The organism is Halorubrum sp. ASP1, from assembly GCF_005435135.1.
Classification (GTDB): domain Archaea; phylum Halobacteriota; class Halobacteria; order Halobacteriales; family Haloferacaceae; genus Halorubrum; species Halorubrum tropicale.
This window is the reverse complement of the sequence record NZ_SGUA01000001.1, coordinates 50,957-70,948: the sequence shown is the minus strand read 5'-3', so window position 1 is coordinate 70,948 and position 19,992 is coordinate 50,957. Positions and strand designations below refer to the sequence as shown.

Genomic DNA, 19,992 nt, shown 5'->3' with positions numbered 1-19,992 from the left:
GTGTTACCTGTAGAGCTCGCGGAGGAGTCGCTTGTACAGCGGGGGGCGCTCGCGGGAGCCGCGCGACCGGATCCGGGCGGGCTCGCCGCGCAGCAGCAGCAGTCCGATCCCGACGATGCCGCCGCCGAGCAGGCCGTTGATCGCGACGAGCGGCGCCCAGGGGTGGACGCCGTACAGCTCGTCGACGACGCCCGAGGGCAGCACCGCGAGGTAGCGGTGTTCGACGACGAACAGGCGGTAGTAACCGGTCTCGTCGGGCGCCGAGAGTGTCACCGTCGTCGACGCCTCGCCGCGGCTGCCGACGGCGAGGCGCTGCGGCTCGACGTCGACGCCGGGGCTCGCCGGGGTGACGTACGCGTACACCGGGACGAGCCCGGCGTTGGGGACGACGTACTCGATCTCCTGGCTCGTGCCGCGCTCGATGACGGTCGGGTTCTCGGACTCGAACTCGGCGCTCACGACGCCGTACTCCTGGGTCCCGCCCGGGACGACCATCGCGGCCGTCGCGGTGGCCATCAGCACCAGCGCCAGCACGCCGAGGATCGCGAACACGGAGGTGCCGTCGTCGCGCGACCGGTCGCGCGACTCGCGGTCGCGGGAGCCGGCGTCGAGGTACCAGTCGACCGCGTACGCGACGATGGACAGCCCGAAGACGATGTACGCGAGCCCCTGCGTCCCCTGGAACGACCGAACGCCGAACGTCACCGCGAGCCACGTCTGCACGGACTGTAACGCGGACTGGAAGCCCATGGCGACGGTGCCGAGGTGCGGGATCACGACGACGCCCCCGCCGACCTGGAGCGCCTTCGCGACGACGTCCGCGTCTTGGACCACCGGCTCGCCGCCGTCCTGATCGGTGAAGGGGTTGTTGTCCCCGCGGGTGATGTACCCCCGCTCGGTCTCCTCGACGACGCGGTGGGTCGTCAGCCCGCCGCCCTGGATCTCCTGGGCGTCGAACGTCACCACGTCGCCCGGCCCGATCCCGCCGGCGATCTGCGCCGGGATCGCGACGAACCCGTCGCCGGGCGAGAGCGTCGGCTGCATGCTCCCGGTCTCGACGTAGCTGAGCAGGATCGGCTGTCCGAGGAACTGACCGACGACGAGCGAAACGACGACCAGCACCGCGGCCGCCTGAAGGGCCACGGACAGCGTTCGTTTGATGGACATGGTGTCGGACTCGGCTCGGAGACGGGCCGGGAACGGTCTCGGGGGGGCCGCCGCCGCGCGGCGATTCCTGTCGCCCGATCGTCAGGTAGCCGTCGATCGCTGAACGTCGGCGTGCCCTAATAAGTTCGTGGGTGGAGGCGAATCGGGGCGGTCGACGGCGGCGTCACTCGTCGAAGACGCCGGCGGCCAACAGCGCGAAGGGGGCGATGAAGCCGAGGCAGAACCCGAGGAGGTGGACGTAGAGGTTCACAACGCTGCCGCCGCCGGCGGGGTCAGACGGGAAGCCGACGACGGGGTACCCCACGGCGATCACCGCGCCGACCGCGAGCAGGTCGCCGTAGCCCGGGCGCGCCGCGACCGACTTCGCGTGCGCCCGGAGCGGTCGCGGGAGCCGGACCTCGCTGCTGGCCGCGTACAGCAGCGCGAGGAGCGGGCCCGCGACGCCGACCGACAGCCCCGCGATCCCGACCCCCTCGGTCGAGACCGGCAGCGCGAGGAGCGCGATCCACCCCACGAGCGCGAAGAAGACCGCCGGCAGCGCGGCGACGGAGGCCCCGGGAGCGAACTGCTCGCGGGCGTAACAGTACCACAGGATGGAGAGCAGCCCGGCGAGCGCCATGTTGACGCCGGAGAAGCCGAACCCGATCGCGTTCCGCGGGACGGCGAGGTTCAGCGCCGACAGCGCGAACGGGAGGGCGGCGAGGTAGGTGACGAACGCGGTGAAGAAGAGCCGCCGGCGCCCGCCCAGGACCGCGAGCGCGTAGCCGACCCCGGCGAGCAGCCCGTACCCGGCGAGGTTCCCGAGCAGGTGGTCGGCGCCGAGGTGGACGTAGTGCGCCGTGAACGCCGACAGGAGCGTGGGGTCCGTGTACGCGAACGCCAGCGAGCGCCGGGTCGCCCGCGGGAGCGCAAACACGGCGGCGAGGGCGATCGGCGGGACGCAGAGCGCGAGGAGGTCGACGACGCGGGCGCGGGCGACCAGTTCGTCGGCAAACGCCGCGTAGCCCGAGCGAGCGCCCGCGTCGCGGTCGCGGACGGGGCCGTCGCTGCCGCCGCGGCCGGGGACCGAGCGGTCCGTCTCGGACGAGAGGTCGCTCACGGGTCTCCCTCCGGTGACGGTCGCTTAACCTCTGTGGTCCCGCGATCCAGCGGTGATAACTGTCGCCCGGCGGTCGCGCGAGGAGCGCGGAGCCGGCCGCGAGCGCGCGTCACGACCGCGGCATCCGCCGGACGAGCGCGACGGCCGTGAGGACGATGGCGACGAACACGGCGAGCCCGACGACGTTCGACGGGTCGATCCCGCTCGGCTCCTCCGTCGGCGGGTCGGTCGTCGCCGCCGCGTCGTCGGTCCCGTCTCCCACCGAGGCGGTGTCGTCCCCGTCGCCGTTCGCCGGGTCGCCGACCGCGAGCGTCCCCGCCGAGGCGCCGTCGACCGCGACGTCGTACTCGCCCGGCTCGTCGAAGGTCGGTTCGAACGCGACGACGGTGCGCTCGCCGGGGTCGAGCTCGACCCGCTGCGTCGCGAGCGGCTCGCCGTCCGCCGTGAGCGTCACGTCGCGCGCGCCGTCGGCCCGCCCCCCGTTCGCGACCGTCGCGCGGACGACGACCGATTCGCCCGCACTGACGGCCCCGCGGTCGAGCGAGGCGTCGGCCGCGCGGATGCGGGCCCGGTCGGTCGCCACGGCGAACACCGAGAAGTCGTCTGTCGGGGCCGTGAGGTGGACCCGGTCCTCGGGCAGGTCCAGCAGGCGGCGGACGGCCGGGTCGACGCGCTCCGTCTCCAGCCGCTTCCAGCCGTCGGGCGCCGACGCGGACCGGCGGTACAGCGAGACGTCGTCGGGGTCGGCGCCCGTCTCGTTGAGGTAGTCGCGGTCGACGCTCACCGAGAACCTGACGCGGGACACGTCCTCGTCCGTGGAGGTGTGGTCGAACTCGAAGTAGCCGACCGGCGCCGCCCCCCGAGAGTCGTTCATCGGTCCGGCCGACGCGAACGGCTCCGGTCGCCCGACGGTCTCGAACGCGACGTCGCGGCCGTTCGCGCTCTCGATCCGGACGCGGTCGAGCGTCACGTCGCCGCCGACGATCTCCATCGCGCCTGCGTCGAAGGTGACCCACTCGCCCCGAGGGAAGTCCGAGCCCTGGAACTGTCTCCGGGTCGGGACGGGGCTGCTGACCGTGGTGCTGGCGCCGTCGCCCTCGTTCCCTTCGTCCGCCTCGTCCGTGGGATCGGGCGAGTCGACGGACTCGGGGTCGGCGACCTGTGCGCGGATGTCGAAGTCGTCGCCGCCCAGCTGCGTGCCGGCGACGGCGCCGCGCGCGTCGACCTCGAGGCCGACAGCGACGGTCTCGTCCGGGCCGAGCGTGATATTGTTCGACGCGCCCTCGATCGAGGCGCCGTCCGCGACGAAGGTGACGTTCTCCTCGGGGTGTTCGATCCAGACCCGGGCGTACTCGTCGGCCGTGTAGGTGATCGTGAACACGCCGTCGGCCGACGCGAGCGTCCCCGGATTGACGCCCTCGAAGTCGCTCGGGAGCTTCGGGTTCGACCCCGAGACGTCGACGACGATCTCGTCGTCGTCGTTCAGGTACGCGTAGGCGCCGTTGGGTCCCTCGACGGGCTGGACCGCGAGGCGCTCCTCCGCGAACGTGTCCGCCGGTCCGTCGACCACCGCCGCTCCCGTGGCGAAGGCGAGGCCTCCCGCGGCGGCGACGACGATGGCGAGGAGAAGGGTCCGGCGGACGGTAGACATATAGCTGATCGCCTCTTCCCCTCGAAGGGACTTGGTTATGCTGTGCTTGAAGTCCGGAAGGGGTTGATCAAGCGACCCGAGAGCGGCTCGTGACCCCGGCGTCGCCGCTCCGGGAAGTGGTTCGGGATGTGATAATCCCGGTGTGTTTTACGCGATCGAGTAAGCTGTCCCTCAGTTGAAATGCGCCATAGAACCACTCAAGACGCCCAAAACAAGAGTTTCAGCCGTATTCGCACGGAGTATCGTGAACGCTGATAAACGTTGTAGAGTTATCACAACCCGTAGTTTTATGTTGGCGTGTTCATATTTGTCTGACGTTAATGGCGTCGGCACAGCAGATCGAGACGGGAGGGGCAGAGCCGGCGGCGGAGATCTCCGAGGACGATCTGTTCGACGTACTGGCGAACCAGCGGCGCCGGTTCGCGGTCCACCTGCTGAAAAGCGAGCCGGACGACGCCGTCGAGATCGGCGAGATGGCGGAGCAGATCGCGGCCTGGGAGAACGGGATCGACACCGCCGAGATATCCAGCAGCGAGCGGAAGCGCGTGTACACGGCCCTCCAGCAGTCGCACCTGCCGAAGATGGACGACGCGGGGGTCGTGGAGTTCAACAAGGCGCGCGGGGTCGTCGAGCCGACGCCGGCGCTGACGGACGTGGACGTGTACTTGGACGTCGTGGAGGGCCGAGAGATACCGTGGAGCGAGTACTACCTCGGGCTCTCCGGCGTCGCCGCCGCGCTCGTGTCGGCGGTGTGGATCGGGGTGTGGCCGTTCACCGTCCTCCCCGAGATGGCGTGGACGCTGGCGATCGTCGTCGCGTTCGCGTTCTCGGCGTTAGCGCACAAGTACTACACCGCGGAGATGGAGGTCGGTCGCGGCGAGGAGCCGCCCGAAGTGGACCACGAGTGACTGACCGGCGACCGGGTCGGAGCGCGGACGGACGAGGAGCCGCGGTCGGGGGCGAGAACGAGGTTCAGGCCGATGTCACGGGAGTTCAGGCCGATGTCACAGGCGTTCAAGCGGTCCGATACCCGCTTCCGACGGCTCATAACATTAAGTGCACGACACGTGTTGTCAGTCAGTAAGCGAGTGTCGGACCCACGCACATCATGAAACGACGCAACTTTATCCTCCTGCTCGGCGGCGCAAGTTCCGGGGCAATGAGCGTCGGGACCGGCGCGTTCAGTAGTATGGAGGCGGAGCGGAACGTCGAATTGAACGTGGTCGACGACAGTGAAGCATTCATAGGGTACGAAACCCCGGAAGAGAATGCGGACGGGAAGGTACCTGTATCGTCCGGAGACCGTCTAACCTTGGTGACCGTGCGGAACCGCTTCAGTTCGAACCACGCGATCGGGCTGGTGGGCTTCGAGATCGATGATCAGGGTGCTGACGTGATCGGAGATGTCACGGTCGAGGTCGAGCCCCCCGAGAAAAGTTCGAAGAGCTCGAGTTCGATTGAGGGTCTCGGGACAGAATACGACGTTCAGTCGGCTGAGGAAACGTTCAAGCCACCTGGAAAGGCACACATATCCGCAGAGATCGACGGAATTTCGCCCGGACAAACGCCCGAGATCGAGGTCACAATTATGGTCAAAGGGACGGGCGTCGCCGCTCGGTTGTTCGGCGATACGCGGATGTTTGAACTCATAGGAACTCCCGCGAAAATTGAGGGCCTCACGTTCAACGGAGCTCGAAACGCGAGCACCGACGGCGCGTCTGGGAACTACACGCTCGACCTCTGGTTCGCCGATAATCCAGACTCAGACGGTATCACACAGACGCGCGATTGGAACGGAACCGGAAACATCAACTCCGGGAGCGCGTCAGGGAACAGTGAAGTGAACGACCGTCACCTGCTTGCGATCCGGTTCCGTGAGACAGATCAGACCTTCTATCGCCCGAGCTCCGGGATCAACAAAGGCGATCTTCCGTGGAATGTAGGAATTTTCAAAGAGGCCGGCGAGAACGGGGATTCCGGTAGCAATTCGGACTAAACGAGACACTCCCGATCGATTGCGGTCGAATATCTTGTTTCTACTCGAAAAACAGGGACCGTTCAGTGAGACAGTCTAACGCCCGATTTTTAATATAGTTGTGATATGTCTATTTCACGAGTGGTTGGTTACTGGGTGACAGCAGGTTAGGCCCAATCACACGTGCGAGATACATCTGTACGCGATCGTAGTCGGACAGATCGTTCCGAAGGGACCGCTTGATGGACGGCAGAGTGATCCTGAAACCAGCCAGAACAGCCCCGCTGAATCTTCAGTACTGACCAGAGACTCTTCTGTTGACTCATAACAATCTGGGGTACGCCCCATGGGTGAAGTAGAGCGACCCAGGGTGACACGGGATGTCTCGTGTCCTCGGCGGGTCGTGTGCGGTAACAGAGGTAGACCAACCATGGAACGACGTAAATTCATGATCGGGATCGGATCGCTCGCTGCCGGCTCGGCAGCTGCAACAGGCAGGGTGCGTTCACCGCGATGAGCACAAGTCGGGACTCAAATATTAATGTGACCTCCGACGATAGCGCTCTGATTGCTCTCAGCGACACGGAGGAAAGTGGTGAAATCATCCGACAGAACGGCCAGGGCGAGCTCGTTATTGATTTCACTGCAAACGGTAGTGCGGATGGAGTTAACCCTAATTCCAGGTATCAAATCGGTGAGGTTGAAGCGAATGAGGCCGCCACTGATCCTGTCTATAACGATCTTTTCAGCCAGACTCCGTACGATAAGCCTGCATTCAACGTAAAAAATCAGAGTTCCGAAGAACGAGAGGTGAAATTAGAGTACACCACCGACAGCGTCGACGAAGATACCAATACCAAACTGATGTTTCTTGTACAGGATGAAGACATGGACAACGACGACGGTGAGTACGGAGGTGGCTCAAACGGTCAAACTAACGTGATTAAAGTCGGTAAAGATAGATACGATAGCATTATACAGACTGATAGCACAACTGTAACGCTGAGTGCCGGTGAGAGAGCAGGTGTTTCCATCTACCTCGAAACTGGTGATAAAGCTGACAATCTCTCGGGCACGCTAACGGTTAGTATAAACGAGGAGACCCCGTAGCGTCATCAACACGATGATTAAACGGGGCTGGTACGTCGCGCCAGGCCGATAGACGACGATTATTTGGAAGCGCTCCGCGACGTGTATCTCTCCTCCTTCCAGACCGTGTTGATTTTCGGCCAGCTAGCGATCGGTATCACAGACGTTGATTCTCGTCGTCTTGAGGTCGTTTGTACCCGTTTCAGGCATAGATGATTGCGTCCGCCGTAATATGAATAACAACCGAGCGAGGACCGACTTCCTGGCGTCGAGATCATCAATCCGCAAGCCGAAACAAACGCACGAACGAGTCCCGGCGAAACATATGAATACATCGTACACATAGCAAACATTATGCCTACAATCTCTACGCGAGTCCCCGACGACCTCGAAGCCGAACTCGAGGCGTACCTCGAATCCGAGCGCCTCGACCGGAGCACGGCGGTCAGGAAGCTTCTCTCGGAGGGGCTCGACGAATGGCGCCGGGAACGCGCGCTCGACCGGTTCGCGGACGGCGAGGTCTCGCTCACGAAGGCTGCCGAACTCGCGGATCTATCGGTCTGGGAGTTCGCGCGGCTCGTCGAGGAGTCCGACCGCCCGTGGGTCTCGGGCGACCACCTCGAAGCCGACCTCGACGAGCTGTGACCTGGGTCTTCGACGCGACCCCGCTGATCTACCTCGCGAAAGCGGAGCGGCTGGGCGTCGTCAAGACGGTTTCAAAACCTCGACTCGTCCCCGAACGGGTGTACCGCGAGGTCGTGACCGAAGGGATCGAGGCGGGCTACGACGACGCGCGCCGGATCGAGCGGGCGGTCGAGGACGGGCGCCTCGACGTCGTCGAGGTCGACCGCGACGACTCCGCGGTCGCAGCGGGGCTGGACCGCCACGCGGGGCTGAGCGACGCCGACGTCGCGGTGCTCGCGTGTGCCGACGCGCGCGACGGCGTCGCGGTGATGGACGAGTCGGCGGGGCGCTCGGCGGCCGCGGTCGAGGGCGTCGAGACGCGCGGGACCGCGTACGTCGTCCTCTCGGCGGTGAAGCGAGGGGAGTTGTCCCCGGAAGAGGGACGTGAGGCGATCGGCGCGATGATCGACCGCGGCTGGTACGTCGCGCCGGACCTGTACGCGGCAATTCTCCGGAAATTGAAGTCGTTCGAGTGATCGGAGCGGTCTATTCTCCGCTCGCGTCTGCCTCGTCGCCGCGTTCCGCCTCCAACACCTCGTCGGCGAACTCCCGGATTCGATTCTTCTCCTCGGCGCTCACGTCGACCGCCTGCGCGCTCTCGATCTGGCCGTTCACGACCGCGTTCTGCTGTGGGCCCCACACCTCCGGCGGCTGCGCTTTGATGTACTCGGCCCACCGGATCACCTGCTCGTAGCGGGGCGGTCGCTCGGCGCCGCCGTCGGAATCGGACGAGTCCTCTTCAGGCGTTCGTGAGTCGCTCATAGCGGTCTTCGACGTCGAGTCGTTCGACCCAGGTTTCGAGTTGGCTGCGGGAAAGCGTTGCTCCAAAAAACACTCCGTCCCGGGTCAGAACAGCCCGGGGACGAGGACGTAGCTCAGGAGCATTCCGAACAGCCCGGCGAACAGCGCGAACAGGGCCATCGGGACGATGGCCTTGCGGAGCAGGTCGCCCTCGCGGCCGGTGATGCCGACGACGCCGCAGATCGCGGCGACGTTCAGCACGGAGACCATGTTGCCGAGGCCGCCGCCGACGTTCTGGAGGCTGACGACGACCGTCCGGGAGAGCTCGACCGTCTCGGCGGCGTTGTACTGGAGCACGCTGAAGAGGATGTTCGAGGAGGTGTTGCTCCCGGTCATGAACGAGCCGATGGCGCCGATCCACGGCGATATCAGCGGGAGCAGGCCGCCCGCGCCGATCGCGAGCGCGCGGCTGAGCGCCTCCATCATCCCGAGGAGGTCCGCGGTGTTCGTCTGCGACTGGATCATCACCTGCGTCATCGACACCGCGATGATCAGCGTGAGCGCGGCGGGCGCGACCTGCTCGACCGAGCGCCTCCACGCCGCCCCCATCTCGTCGAGGTCCATCCCGTGGAGGAGCCCCGTGAGGACGGCGATGGGGATGAACGGCATCGTCCCCGGGAGGTAGAGGTACTGGAGCGTGTAGCCGAGCTCCGTGCCGAGGATCGAGTCGATGCTGACGGAGAAGCTCTGGATCCACACGAGCACCTCGGTCCCGGCGACGGTGAGGTCGGGCCACCGCGTGACGAGGAGCGCGAGGGCGACGAGCAGGTACGGCGTCCACGCGAGCAGCACCGACATCTCCTTTTTCGGCTGGTCGCGGGAGATCTCGTCGAGGTCCAGCCCGCCGAGCCAGGTGTCGCTCCACCGCGAGTCGCTCGGGAAGTCCCACTCGCGGTCGGGGACGAGGACGTCGTTGTTCGCGAGCAGGAGCCCGACGCCGAGGACGACGAACCCGGCCGCGATGTCGGGGAGCGCGGGGCCGACGACCCACGCGATGGCCAGCTGCGTCCCGCCCGTGACGGCGCCGAGCAGGAGCGCGAACGGCGCGATGGGGAGCGTGTCGCGGACGGCGCCGCCCACGCTTCGCCCGCCGTCGGCGTCGCCGAACCAGTACGTCAGGAAGAACACGCCGAGCAGGCCCCAGAACACGTAGGTCACCCCCGTGACGACGCCGGACCACGCGGAGACCATCGAGAGGAACTCGCCGACGCTCATCGAGCCCGACAGCGCCGGCTCGATGACGGCACCGGTGCCGCCGATGACCGGGGTCCCGGCCGCGCCGAAGGGCGGGTTCGGCGCGTTGAAGAAGAGGCCGAACACCGCGGCCGCAAGCGGCGGGAAGCCGAGCCCGATGAAAAGCGGCGCGGCGAGCGCGCCGGGGGTGCCGAACCCGGCCGCGCCCTCGATGATCGTCATGAAGCCGAGGCCGATGAGCAGGACCTGGATGCGTCTGTCCTCCTCGATCTGGCCGAAGTACCAGCGGATGGTGGCGATGGCGCCGCTCCCCTCGAGGTAGTTCATCAGGAGGATGGCGCCGAAGACGATGAGGATGATGTCGACCGCCTGGAGCGCGCCGTAGACGGCCGACGCGACCAGCCAGTCGAGCTCCATGCCCCAGTACGTCAGTCCGATCCCGCCCGCGAGCAGCCACCCGACGCCCATCGCGCGGGCGGCCGACCACCGCAGTCCGGCGAGCAGGACGAACGCGACGGCGATCGGAATGACGCCGACGAACGCTAGCGTGAGGACGGTTGTCATAGTTGTGTCAGTTGACCGTATATTGCCGTCCCGCAACGAACCATATGTAAGTTTCTTTTCTGACGATATTACCGAGCTGATCGGGGCACGAGAGCGTCCTCCGTGGCCGAACGGGCGGTACATATCGCGTCGAGAAACCGCGTACGGGGGGCGGCCCGGGACGGCGGGTGCGCCCGGCTCCGGGCGGGTCGACGCCGTCGGCTTCAGGTGGGCTTATGTATCCCCCGACCGGACTCGCGGGCATGGACGACCACTCACACGAGCCCGACCCGGACGCGCGCGTGACCGCTCCGATGCAGGAGTTCGGGACCCGTGAGGTCGGTATCGGCGCGGCCGTCACCGTGATCGGCCTGCTGATCGCGTACGCCGTTCCGTTCCTCGCCACCTTCTGAGCGCCGCCGGCGCTCTTCGGGCACAGTTACCGACACGAGATCGCCGCCGGCGGCGCGCTCAGCGCGGGTACCAGGCGAGCGGGTGGTCCGCGGTGAGCTCTAGGGAGACCGGCTCGTCGAGGTCGAACTCCTCGACGTGGTTGTGGAGGCAGTGGACCGCCTCGCCGGAGTCGAGCTCAACCCGGTAGACGAACGAGGGGCCGACGTACTGCCGCGAGGTGACGACGCCGTCGGCGAGCTCGGGGCTCGCCGGCGTCGCGCGGAGGTCGTCGGGGCGGACCAAGACGTCGACGGGCGCCCCGTCGTAGACGGTGTCGTACCCCTCCAGCGTGACGGCGTCGAAGCGGCCGATACCGGTGTCGACCTTCCCGTCGCGGAGCTCGCCCTCGAGGAACGACGCCCGGCCGAGGAAGGAGGCGACGAACTTCGATTCGGGGCGCTCGAAGACGGACTCGGGGCGGCCGACCTGCTCGATCTGCCCGTCGTTCATCACGGCGACGCGGTCGGAGATGGAGAGCGCCTCCTCCTGGTCGTGGGTGACCGAGACGGCGGTGACGCCCGCCTCCTTCAGGATGCGGCGCACCTCCTCGCGCATCTCCACCCGGAGGCGCACGTCGAGGTTCGAGAACGGCTCGTCTAAGAGGAGCACCTCGGGCTCGGGGGCCAGCGAGCGGGCCAGCGCCACGCGCTGCTTCTGCCCGCCCGAGAGCTGGTCCGGCGTCTTCTCGCCGTGGTCGGTCATTTCGACCAGTTCCAAGAGCTCGTCGACGCGCGCTTCGCTCTCGGCGGCGTCGGCGTCCGACAGCCCGAACGCGATGTTCTCGCGGACGGTGAGGTGGGGGAAGAGCGCGAAGTTCTGGAAGACGATGCCCACGTCGCGCCGCTCCGGCGGGACGAACGACCCGTCGCCGGCGACGACCTCGTCGCCGAGCGTGATGTGGCCCTCCGTGGGCTCTTCGAGCCCCGCGATGGTGCGCAGCGTCGTCGTCTTGCCGCACCCGGACGGGCCGAGGAAGGTCAACAGCTCGCCCGACCGGACGTCGAGCGAGACGTCCTCGACCGCGGTCTCCTGGCCGAACGCCTTCGTCACGTCCGACAGCGACAGGACGTGGTCGGCGTCGTCGCCGGCCGACCGCCGGTCGTCCGAGTCGTCGCGGGGTCGCTCGCTCGTCGCGTCGTCCGACTCGACCGAGCGCGTCGTGCCGACTGGTTCCGTGGATGCCATCGGTGAGGGGCGGGCGCCGGGCCGACCGGCGTCCCGCGGTTGCCGCCACATACTTTAGGAGTGCCTAAAAGCGTATCGCTCGCTCTCGCGGCGTCGAAATCGGGCGGTCGCGGGGACGGACCGCGGACGGTCGAAGCCCCCGCGTGCCGCGTCTCGGCGGTTCAGGCCAGTTCGCGGTCGATCACGTCGCGGCGATCCCGTATCGCGTCGGCGGAGAGCGCGACCGACTCGTCGCCGACCGAAAGCGAGAGCGTCCCGTCCGTCGTCACCTCGCCGAGCCGGAAGACCGGGAGGTCGCCGGCCTCGGCCGCGACGCCCTCGGGGTCGGTGGTCTGGACGAGGAGGCGGCCGGGCGTCTCGTCGAAGGCCGCGACGCGGTCGGGGAGGGTCGCGTCGACGCCGGCGTCGTCGGTCACCAGCTCGGCGAGCGCGACCGCGAGCCCGCCCTCGCTCACGTCGTGGGCCGCGAGCGTCGACTCGTGGCGGGCGGCCGCCGCCAGCGACGCGACGAGGCCGGCGAGGTCGTCGGCGCCGCCGGAGTCGTCGGGCAGCGCCGGGAACCGGTCGCTCCCGCCGGCGTGCGCGAGGTACTCGGACCCGCCGAGCGCGTCGCCGGCGGCGCCGACGAGCAGCAGCTCGGAGTCGGCCGCGCGGTCGGCGTCGAGCGCGGCCGGCGGCGCGTCGTAGCCGCGCGTCGTCCCCAGCACCGCGAGCGTCGGGGTCGGCGGGATCGGGCCCTCGACGCTGTCGTTGTACAGCGAGACGTTCCCGCCGACGACCGGGGCGTCGAGCGCGGCGCAGGCGTCGGCGAGCCCGTCGACGATCCCCTCGAACGCGCCGTACACGTCCGGCTTCTCCGGATTACCGCCGTTGAGGCAGTCGACCGCGGCGAGCGGGACCGCGCCGGTCGCGGCGAGGTTCGTCGCGTTCTCCAGGGCGACGGCGCGGGCGCCCTCGTACGGCGCGGCCGCGGTCCACTTCGGGTTCGCGCCGGAGGCGAGCGCGAGGCCGACGCCGTCGCCGGACTCGTCCGCGCCGCCGTCGGCCCCGTCCTCCGCTTCCGTCTCCCGGATCGCGAGCAGCGCGGCGTCGTCGCCGGGCTTCAGGGCCGTGCGCGTGCCGACCTCGTGGTCGTACTGGCGGTACACCCAGCGCTTGCTCGCGGTCGAGGGGGCCGACAGGACGGCGGCGACCGCCTCGTCGAGCGGCGGCGCGTCGTCCGGGAGGTCGCGCTCGGGCTCGCTCGGCGGCGCGCTCGGCAGGTCGTTCATCGGCGCGCCGTCGGCGAGGAACTCGGCCGGCGCGTCGACGACGACCTCCGGCTCCCCGTCGCCGTCCGCGTCGCCCGCGAACTCGCAGACGTAGTTCCCCTCGGTCACCTCGCCGATGACGGAGCAGCCGAGGTCGAACCGCTCGGCGAGCGCGGCGACGCGGTCGACGTCGTCCGGGTCCACCTCGTAGCACATCCGCTCCTGGCTCTCGGCGAGCAGTATCTCGGTGGCGTTCATGTTCGGCTCGCGCTGGTGGACCCGGTCGAGCTCGATGCGGGCGCCGAGGCCGCCCTTCGCGACGAGCTCGGAGGAGGCGCCGCCGAGCCCGGCCGCCCCGAGGTCGCGGGCCGAGCGGACGAGGTCCTCGTCGAGCAGCGCCTCGTTGCACTCGATCAGCCGCTTCTCGGCGTAGGGGTCGCCGACCTGGACCGCGGGGCGGTCCTCGGTCTCCGCGTCCTCGGCGAGGTCCTCGCTCGCGAAGGAGGCGCCGCCGAGCCCGTCGCGGCCGGTGCCGTTGCCGACGAGGACCAGCTTGTTGCCCGGCTCCTGCGCGGTGGCCGTGACGAGTCGCTCCTCGTTCGTCAGCCCCACGCAGGCGACGTTGACGAGGGGGTTCCCCTCGTAGCCGCCGTGGAAGGCGACGCTGCCGCCGACCGTGGGGACGCCGATACAGTTGCCGTAGTGGGAGATGCCCTCGACGACGCCCTCGAAGAGGTACCGGGAGCGCTCGCGGTCGAAGCCGCCGAAGTACAGCGAGTCGAGGAGGCCGACCGGGTACGCGCCCATGCTCATCGTGTCGCGGACGATGCCGCCGACGCCCGTCGCCGCGCCGTCGAACGGGTCGACGAAGGAGGGGTGGTTGTGGCTCTCGACGCCGAACGTGACGTAAGTGTCGCCGTAGTCGTCGGCGGCGCGCTCGGCCGCGGGGGCGTCGGCCGCGTCGGGCTCGGGCAGCGCGAGGACCGCGGCGTCGTCGCCGGGGCCGACCACGACCTGGTCGCCCTCGCTGTCGAACGCCGACAGCAGGGGCCGCGAGGAGCGGTACGCGCAGTGCTCGCTCCAGAGGTTCTCGAACAACGCGGCCTCGGCCGCCGTCGGCTCCCGACCGAGCTCCGCGGTCACGAGCTCGTGGTCCGCATCGGACAGACTCATTCACTTACGTGGTCACCAAGCCGGGTCTAATGCTTTTCTATACGCACGTTCGTGTTGATACTCTACCGAGATCCCACACAAATTGCGGTGCTGTGCGGCGGCGCGTGCCTGCGAGCGGCCGGAGCGAAGCGGAGGCCGCGAGGCGGCGCGCGCGAGGTCGCCGGCGCGACGCGCCGGCTGCCAGAGAATCTCCGATTCTCGCTGGACGCGGTGAGGGAGGGCGACCGCAGGGAGCCCCGAGCGAACCGCGAGGCCGGGGAGGTGTGAGGCGCGGGGCTGTGCGGTCGGGGGAGACTCAAAGGGGCAGCCGTGCGCCTGGATCTTTGGCGGTGTTCGCCGCCGACCCGCTCGCAATCAGGTATAAACGAACGGTCCGTAACGGTACAATTATTTATAGAAAGACGGTTACCGCGGCGAAGACGACCACCGTTCCGGCCGCGCCGAGCGCCATCGCCTTCGCGTTGAGGCGGACCGCCTTCTTGCGGTCGGCGGCGAGCGCCTCCTCGTTCTGAATCTCGTTCGCCCCGTCGCCCACGTCGAAGACGCCCATCCCCGCGAAGCCGATACAGAAGCGCTCGCGGTACTGTAACGCGCCCATCGCGGCGCCGTACAACGGGACCACGGCGGCGATCAGCGCCCACCGCGGCCACGCGAGCGAGACGACCGCCGCGACGTACGCCGCCGCGGCCAGCAGCGACCCGACGCCGAGGAGCAGCCGCCGTCGCTGTTGGGTCGGTCCGATGTTACACACGCCCGGTTGATACTCCATATCACCGGAACGGGCGGGAGAAGCAAAGCCCCAACGGTCGCGTCCGCGGACGGACGGGAGGGCGGCGAGCGGCGGTCGGTCGCGCCGCGGTAGAAACCGTGAAATGCCCGGCAGCCGACGGAGTCGTGTGAAACGGATCCAGCTCGGCAACACCGTCTTCGAGGGCGAAAACGACGTGTACCTGCTCGACGGCGAGACGACGGCGCTCGTCGACACCGGCGTCGCGCTCCCGGGCGTGCGCGGGGAGTTGGTCGACGGCCTCGCCGAGCACGGCCGCTCGTTCGCCGACGTGGACGCGGTCGTGCTCACCCACTGGCACCCGGACCACGCGGGGCTCGCGGGCGAGGTCCAGGCCGCGGGCGGCGCCGACGTGTACGTCCACGAGGCGGACGCCGGCCTCGTCGACGGGGCCGAGACGCCGCTGTTCGCCGACCGCGACCTCCAGCGCGAGACGTTCGAGCGCTGGGGGATGCCCGCGGCCGACCGCGAGCGCCTGACGGGGTTCTTCGACGCGGTCAGCGCGGACCTCTCCGGCGACCCCGCGGACGTGACGACGTTCGGCGACGGCGACGTGATCGAGGCCGGCGGCGTCGAGCTCGAAGTCCTCCACCTGCCGGGCCACACCGCGGGCCTCTCCGGGTTCGCGTTCGACCCCCGGACCGTCCCCGACCACGAGCCCGTGGCGGGAGACGACGCGACGGAGGAGGTGTTCACCGGGGACGCGCTGCTCCCGAAGTACACACCGAACGTCGGCGGCGCGGACGTGCGCGTCGAGGGGGCGCTCGCCGCCTACGCCGAGAGCCTCGCGCGGCTCGTCGCGCGCGACTTCGACGCCGCCCACCCCGGTCATCGCTGGCGGATCGACGAGCCGGGGCGCCGCGCGGCGACGATCCTCGACCACCACCGCCACCGGACCCGCCGGGTGATCGACGTGCTCGACGAGTCGGGCCCCGCGACCGCGTGGGAGGTGTCGGCGGCGCTGTTCGGCTCGCTGGAGGACATCCACGTGCTCCACGGCCCCGGCGAGGCGTTCTCGCACCTCGATCACCTGGCGGCCGCCGGCGTCGTCGAGCGCGACGGGACCGCGTACCGCCTGGTCGACCCCGAGCCCGACGTGGACGCGCTGTTCCCGACGACGCCGCTCGACGACCTCGTCGACGGGAGCGAGGACGCGTAAGGGAGCGGTCCGACGGTCGACCGAGCCGCCCGCACGGAGGCGCCGGTGACGCCAGCCCGGACCGATGACGCCAGCCCGGCCGATGAGGCCAGCCCGAAGCGGTGAGCCACAGCCCGGGTGGCCGACGCCGTAAGCTATTCCCGGCGGCCGGCGTATTCGGGGACGTGAAGCGGGACGCCCTCGTCGCGGTCGCGGTCGCCCTCCTCGCCCTCGTCGCGCTCGGCGTCGCTGCCGCGACGCTGAACACCGCCGTCGACACGGGTAGCGGCGGCTTCGGCGGAGGCGGCGGCGAGGCCCCGAGCGTCGGATCGGACACCGGCGACCCAGGCGTGCTCTCCTCCTCGGGGGAGGCCGGCGAGTTCTCCGCGTCGGGGCTCTGTTTCCCGTCGCTGCGGGAGCCGCCGGCCGTGTTGGCGCTGCTCGTCGGACTGGCGCTGCTCGCCGCGATCACCTACCGCGACACCGCGTCGCCGTTCGCGAGCGTCGCCGTCGCGAGCGTGATTGGCGCCCCCGTCGGCGTCCTCTTCTGGGTGCTGTCGACGTGCCGCTCGGTCGCGGAGAGCGTCACCGTCTCGCTCGGCCTCGGCGGCAACGGGACGAGCATCCTACCGGCCGGCGCCGTCGGCGGCGCAGGCGTCGGCAGCGGCGAGGGCGCGGCGTCGGCGCCGCAGATCCTGTTCGCGCTCGTCGTGGTGGTCGCGGTGATCGCCAGCGTCGCCGCGCTGCTCCTCGCCGGCGGCGACGACGAGGCGGACGGGGACGCGGCCGCGCGGGCCGAGGATCCGGCCGAGGAGCCGCCGGACCTCGACGCGATCGGTCGGACCGCCGGCGAGGCCGCCGACCGGATCGAGTCGTCGGACGCGGACAACGAGGTGTACCGCGCGTGGCGGGACATGACGGACGTGCTCGACGTCGACCGGCCCGCCTCCTCGACGCCCGCCGAGTTCGCGACCGCCGCGGTCGACGCCGGCGTCGACGAGGAGCCGGTGACCGCGCTCACCGAGGTGTTCGAGCGCGTGCGGTACGGCGGCGAGGACGCGACCGACGACCGCGAGCGCCGCGCCGTCGAGGCGCTGCGCCGGATCGAGGAGCGACACGGGGGCGACTCGTGACGCGCGACCGGTCCGCGACCGCGGCCGCCGGACCCGACGGGGGTGAGCCGTAGTGCGACCGCTCGCGATCGTCGGGGTGGCGGCGGTCGCCGTCGGCGTCCTCGCGGCGCTCGACCGCGGCGTCGCGGCGGCCATCTCCCCCACCTCGGCCGTGGTGACGCTGCTCGGCGTCCTCGGCGTGGTCCAGGGAGTGCGGTACGCGAACGCGCGCCGCGACCGGCGGCGGCTGCTGACCGACCCCGGCGAACCGGAGCGGCGCGCGCCCGCCGCGGTGCCCGGGACGGACCTCGACGAGCGGATCGCGCGGGTCGTCAGCCCGGCGCCGGGGGGCTACCGGGACCGGCGGGACCTCCGCGACCGGATCCGGGAGGTCGCGGTCGACGCCATGGCCCGCGACCGGAACTGCCCGCCAGAGGCCGCGGCTGCGGCCGTCGACGACGGGACGTGGACGGACGACCCCACCGCGGCCGCCTTCTTCGACACCCGGAGCGGGTACCCGGTCCGCGTCCGCCTGTCGGCCGGGATCCGGGGGCGTTCGAACTACTGGTACGGGCTCCGGGCCGCGGTCGACGAGATCGAACGGATCGAGGGGGGTGCGGGGTGAGCGACCCGCGAGGCGCCGAGGTGGCGGCCGGCTCGGACGCGGCCGCGAGCGGCGGGAGCGAGACGAGCGGTCCGGAACGGGACGACCGACCCGGGCCGACGGCCGACCGTGTCGACGAGTCGGGGTCCGACGCGCCAAAGTCCGAAGACGAGGCGGCCGAAGAAACTGGCGAGGCGATCGGAGACGCTTCCGCGGCGGCCGGACGGCCGGCCGCGGCGCCGACCGACCGCGAGCGCCGGCGCGAGGTCGCGACCGACCGCTGGCTGGGGATCGCCGGGGCGGCGCTGGCCCTCGTCGGCCTGGGCGTGCTCGTCCGCCAGTCGTCGCTGGTGCTCGCCGGCGCGGTCGGGGTCGGCTACGCCGTGTACGCCCGGGCCGGGGAGGCCCCGACGCCGACGCTCGCGGTCACCCGGACGGTGAGCGACGAGGCCCCGGCGCCCGGCGACGAGGTGCGCGTGACGGTCCGCGCGGAGAACGTCGGGGAGGCGCCGCTCCCGGACCTCCGCCTCGTCGACGGCGTCCCGCCGGGGCTGGCCGTCGCCGAGGGCCCCGCGCGGGTCGCCACGGCGCTGCGGCCCGGGGCCGCGGTGACGTTCGAGTACACGGTGCGCGCGGCCCGGGGCGACCACGAGTGGGAGCCGATGACCGCGGTCACGCGCGACGCCGCGGGCGCCCGCGAGCGAGCGACGGCCCTCGACGCGCCGACCGCAATCGCCTGTACCCCCGAACTGGCCGCCGGCGGGGACCTCCCCCTCCGCGGGCTGACGACCGTCCACCACGGGCGGGTCCCGACCGACGTGGGCGGCGCCGGCGTCGAGTTCCACGCGACCCGGGAGTACCGCCGGGGCGACCCGCTCAAGCGGATCGACTGGAACCGCCGGGCGCGGACGGGCGAGCTGTCGACCGTCGAACTGCGCGAGGAGCGCTCGGCCACCGTCGTGCTGCTCGTCGACGCCCGCGAGTCCGCGTACGCCGCGTCCGACCCCGACGCCGAGACCGCGGTGGAGGCGAGCGTCGCGGCCGCCGGCCAGGCGTTCTCGGCGCTCCTCGACGGCGGCGACCGGGTCGGCATCGCGGCGCTGTCGCCGATGGACTGCTGGCTCCCGCCCGGCAGCGGGACCGTCCACGCCGCTCGCGGGCGGGAGACGCTGGCGACCGCCCCGGCGCTGGCGCCGACGCCGAGCGACGAGCGGTTCTACCGGTCGCTGTGGCTCCGGCGGTTCCGGCGGCGGCTCCCGGCCGACGCGCAGGTGCTGTTCTTCACGCCGCTCGTCGACGACACCGCGGCGACGCTCGCCCGCCGGATCGACGCGCACGGGCACCTCGTGACGGTCCTCTCGCCGGACCCCACCGCGACCGGAACGGTCGGCCAGCGGCTGACGACCTTCGAGCGGCGCCAGCGGCTGCGGTCGCTCCGGTCGGGAGGGATCCGCGCGGTGGAGTGGGGCGACGACTCCTTCCCGGTCGCCGTCGCGGCCGCGACGAGGCGGTGGTCGCGATGAGCGGCGACGGTTCGGCGGTCCGACCGACCGGTGACGACGCGCACGGCGACTTCCACGAGACGGACGCGCGGTCGCCGACGGTCGCGGTCGTCGCGAGCCTCGCGGCCGCGGGTGTCGCCGCGACCGCGGGGCTGGTCGCGAGTCCGGTCGGCGGCGCGCTGCTCGGCGTCGCCGCGCTCGGGTTCCTCGGCGGTTCGCTCCGGCGGTCGACGCGGGTCCTCACGTGGGGCGCAGCCGTCGGCGTGGTCGGGCTCGCGGTCGCCGGGTACCGCGGCGCGACCGCCGAGCCGCTGCTCGTCGCCGCCGTCGGGCTGGCGGTCGCGTGGGACGTGGCCGACCACGGCGTCGGCCTCGGCGAACAGGTCGGCCGGGGCGCGCGGGTCCGGCGCAACGTCGCGGTCCACGCGGGGCTGAGCCTGCTCGTCGGCGCGCTCGCGGCCGGGCTCGTCTACGGCGTCTCCCTCGCGGTCGGCGGCGGCCAGCCCGTGGCCGCGCTCGCGCTGCTTTTGGCCGGCGGTATCGCGCTGATCTCGGCGCTGCGGTGAGGCCCGCGACACCGGAGCT

The 19,992-nt window shown here is 70.4% G+C and carries 19 protein-coding genes; 11 read left to right on the top strand and 8 right to left on the bottom strand.

All coding sequences use genetic code 11. The annotated features are described in order from the left end of the window. Nucleotides 1–3: 3 nt before the first annotated feature. The 3 genes from EXE48_RS00345 to EXE48_RS00335 all read right to left on the bottom strand — a co-directional run bounded on the left by EXE48_RS00345 (nt 4) and on the right by EXE48_RS00335 (nt 3,917). Nucleotides 4–1,167: a signal peptidase I gene (locus EXE48_RS00345; RefSeq protein ID WP_137710550.1), complete on the bottom strand. Its 1,164-nt coding sequence runs from the start codon at nt 1,165–1,167 to the stop codon at nt 4–6. A 163-nt stretch (nt 1,168–1,330) separates the two neighbouring features. Beyond that, nucleotides 1,331–2,266, bottom strand: a complete 936-nt coding sequence (locus EXE48_RS00340; RefSeq protein WP_053771777.1) for a hypothetical protein — start codon at nt 2,264–2,266, stop codon at nt 1,331–1,333. A 109-nt stretch (nt 2,267–2,375) separates the two neighbouring features. Further along, complete coding sequence (locus EXE48_RS00335) at nt 2,376–3,917, bottom strand: CARDB domain-containing protein (RefSeq protein ID WP_137710549.1); 1,542 nt, start codon at nt 3,915–3,917, stop codon at nt 2,376–2,378. A gap of 320 nt (nt 3,918–4,237) precedes the next feature. Here EXE48_RS00335 and EXE48_RS00330 point away from each other — a divergent pair, with 320 nt between their 5' ends. The 5 genes from EXE48_RS00330 (at nt 4,238) to EXE48_RS00310 (ending at nt 8,141) form a co-directional block, all read left to right on the top strand. Then, nucleotides 4,238–4,825, top strand: coding sequence for a DUF7344 domain-containing protein (locus EXE48_RS00330; RefSeq protein ID WP_137710548.1), 588 nt, complete (start codon nt 4,238–4,240; stop codon nt 4,823–4,825). Nucleotides 4,826–5,025: 200 nt separating this feature from the next. Further along, nucleotides 5,026–5,913 carry a hypothetical protein gene (locus EXE48_RS00325; protein WP_137710547.1) on the top strand — a complete coding sequence of 296 codons (888 nt, stop codon included), beginning with the start codon at nt 5,026–5,028 and terminating at the stop codon, nt 5,911–5,913. Between the two features lie 522 nt (nt 5,914–6,435). Beyond that, complete coding sequence (locus tag EXE48_RS00320) at nt 6,436–7,002, top strand: hypothetical protein (protein ID WP_137710546.1); 567 nt, start codon at nt 6,436–6,438, stop codon at nt 7,000–7,002. Nucleotides 7,003–7,335: 333 nt separating this feature from the next. Further along, nucleotides 7,336–7,626: a UPF0175 family protein gene (locus EXE48_RS00315; protein ID WP_137710545.1), complete on the top strand. Its 291-nt coding sequence runs from the start codon at nt 7,336–7,338 to the stop codon at nt 7,624–7,626. Further along, nucleotides 7,623–8,141, top strand: coding sequence for a PIN domain-containing protein (locus EXE48_RS00310; protein WP_137710544.1), 519 nt, complete (start codon nt 7,623–7,625; stop codon nt 8,139–8,141). Before EXE48_RS00315 ends, EXE48_RS00310 begins: the two co-directional genes overlap by 4 nt. 10 nt (nt 8,142–8,151) lie before the next feature. On the opposite strand, the gene EXE48_RS00305 is transcribed toward EXE48_RS00310, so the two are convergent. After that, nucleotides 8,152–8,427 (bottom strand): DUF8150 family protein, encoded by a 276-nt coding sequence (locus tag EXE48_RS00305; protein ID WP_137710543.1) that lies wholly within the window; start codon nt 8,425–8,427, stop codon nt 8,152–8,154. A gap of 84 nt (nt 8,428–8,511) precedes the next feature. After that, complete coding sequence (locus EXE48_RS00300) at nt 8,512–10,224, bottom strand: L-lactate permease (protein ID WP_137710542.1); 1,713 nt, start codon at nt 10,222–10,224, stop codon at nt 8,512–8,514. Nucleotides 10,225–10,466: 242 nt separating this feature from the next. Between EXE48_RS00300 and EXE48_RS18605 the strand changes: the two genes are divergently transcribed. Continuing rightward, complete coding sequence (locus EXE48_RS18605) at nt 10,467–10,616, top strand: DUF7550 family protein (RefSeq protein ID WP_167551902.1); 150 nt, start codon at nt 10,467–10,469, stop codon at nt 10,614–10,616. Between the two features lie 58 nt (nt 10,617–10,674). Here the strand turns inward: EXE48_RS18605 and EXE48_RS00295 are convergent, their stop codons facing one another. The 3 genes from EXE48_RS00295 to EXE48_RS00285 form a co-directional block, all read right to left on the bottom strand. Then, nucleotides 10,675–11,841 (bottom strand): ABC transporter ATP-binding protein, encoded by a 1,167-nt coding sequence (locus tag EXE48_RS00295; protein ID WP_137710541.1) that lies wholly within the window; start codon nt 11,839–11,841, stop codon nt 10,675–10,677. A 161-nt stretch (nt 11,842–12,002) separates the two neighbouring features. After that, a complete protein-coding gene (purL, locus tag EXE48_RS00290; protein WP_137710540.1) occupies nt 12,003–14,264 on the bottom strand; it encodes a phosphoribosylformylglycinamidine synthase subunit PurL in 2,262 nt (753 codons plus the stop codon). A 391-nt stretch (nt 14,265–14,655) separates the two neighbouring features. Then, the gene (locus tag EXE48_RS00285) at nt 14,656–15,033 is read right to left on the bottom strand and encodes a hypothetical protein (protein ID WP_053771785.1); all 378 of its coding nucleotides are present in this window, start codon (nt 15,031–15,033) and stop codon (nt 14,656–14,658) included. Between the two features lie 127 nt (nt 15,034–15,160). On the opposite strand from EXE48_RS00285, the gene EXE48_RS00280 reads away from it, so the two are divergent. The 5 genes from EXE48_RS00280 (at nt 15,161) to EXE48_RS00260 (ending at nt 19,973) form a co-directional block, all read left to right on the top strand. Beyond that, entirely contained in the window at nt 15,161–16,210 is a 1,050-nt protein-coding gene (locus tag EXE48_RS00280; RefSeq protein WP_053771786.1) for an MBL fold metallo-hydrolase, read from the top strand. A 164-nt stretch (nt 16,211–16,374) separates the two neighbouring features. After that, nucleotides 16,375–17,322 carry a DUF4129 domain-containing protein gene (locus EXE48_RS00275; protein WP_137704720.1) on the top strand — a complete coding sequence of 316 codons (948 nt, stop codon included), beginning with the start codon at nt 16,375–16,377 and terminating at the stop codon, nt 17,320–17,322. Between the two features lie 52 nt (nt 17,323–17,374). Further along, nucleotides 17,375–17,926 carry a DUF7269 family protein gene (locus tag EXE48_RS00270; protein WP_137710539.1) on the top strand — a complete coding sequence of 184 codons (552 nt, stop codon included), beginning with the start codon at nt 17,375–17,377 and terminating at the stop codon, nt 17,924–17,926. Then, nucleotides 17,923–19,428 (top strand): DUF58 domain-containing protein, encoded by a 1,506-nt coding sequence (locus EXE48_RS00265; RefSeq protein ID WP_053771789.1) that lies wholly within the window; start codon nt 17,923–17,925, stop codon nt 19,426–19,428. Before EXE48_RS00270 ends, EXE48_RS00265 begins: the two co-directional genes overlap by 4 nt. Beyond that, nucleotides 19,368–19,973, top strand: coding sequence for a DUF7519 family protein (locus tag EXE48_RS00260; protein ID WP_053771790.1), 606 nt, complete (start codon nt 19,368–19,370; stop codon nt 19,971–19,973). The genes EXE48_RS00265 and EXE48_RS00260 overlap by 61 nt, the downstream gene beginning before the upstream one ends. The last annotated feature ends 19 nt before the right edge of the window (nt 19,974–19,992 follow it).